Below are 852 nucleotides of genomic sequence, written 5' to 3'. Positions count from 1 at the left end.
CAATAGTTGAATTACAAATACTACAAGGTTTATTAAAATTAGCTTTAGCTGTAGGTAATATATATTTAATTGAATCGATATATTCAAAAGGATCAGTTACTTTAGCTTCTGATATATATATAAATATACCATGATTTTCAATTTTTTTGATATTATCAAAAGTATTTCTTGGAAAATTGGCAATTAATTTATCATTTTCAATAATATTTAAATTATAACCAAATTTTTTAATAGTTTTACTTATTGTTTTTAATCTATATTTACTAGCTAAAGTTAATACACATGAATAATATAATACGTAATAGATTCTTTCTCTTAATCTTTTATAATTAGTAGCTAATTTATAATAATTTAAGATACCTCTACCTAACGCTTTATAATTATTAATAATTGTTCTAGGTTCTTCATATAGTCATCTACCTACTCTTGTAGGCACTCCTATTCTACCATTTTTATTATGCTTACAATATCCATTAGTAGCTAATTTATTGATAATATCTCTAATTGGTGCATTAATAATAGGTCTAGTTGTATTTCTACTTCTAATAAGTTTACCTCTAATTAGTTTAGTAACTGTAGGTATTCTTTTTAAAGGTGTAATTGAAATATTATAACCTAAAAATCTTGCTGGTAGTTCAGTTGCACAAGTAATTAAAGTTTTTTCTTCATTTATAGTTAAACCTAATGAATTTAAAAAATTGTTTAAATCTCTTTTGATTATTTTACAATCATTTTTTGAACCTAATACCCCAATTAAAATATCATCTGCATATCTAACGTATTTTATTCTCTTGAAATTAGGATCATTATAAATAAATAGTGGGCCTTTAGCTCTTTCTTTATGTAATTTTA

The 852-nt window shown here is 22.8% G+C and carries 1 pseudogene; it reads right to left on the bottom strand.

Annotated elements, in window-relative coordinates:
* Positions 1 to 754 (bottom strand): annotated as a pseudogene (locus IE124_RS36285) (group II intron reverse transcriptase/maturase); the annotation flags it as partial.
* Positions 755 to 852 lie beyond the last annotated feature (98 nt).

The organism is Streptomyces narbonensis, from assembly GCF_014649015.1.
GTDB lineage: Bacteria > Actinomycetota > Actinomycetes > Streptomycetales > Streptomycetaceae > Streptomyces > Streptomyces narbonensis.
Note: the sequence above shows the minus strand (reverse complement) of the source record. Positions and strands in the feature narration are given on the sequence as shown.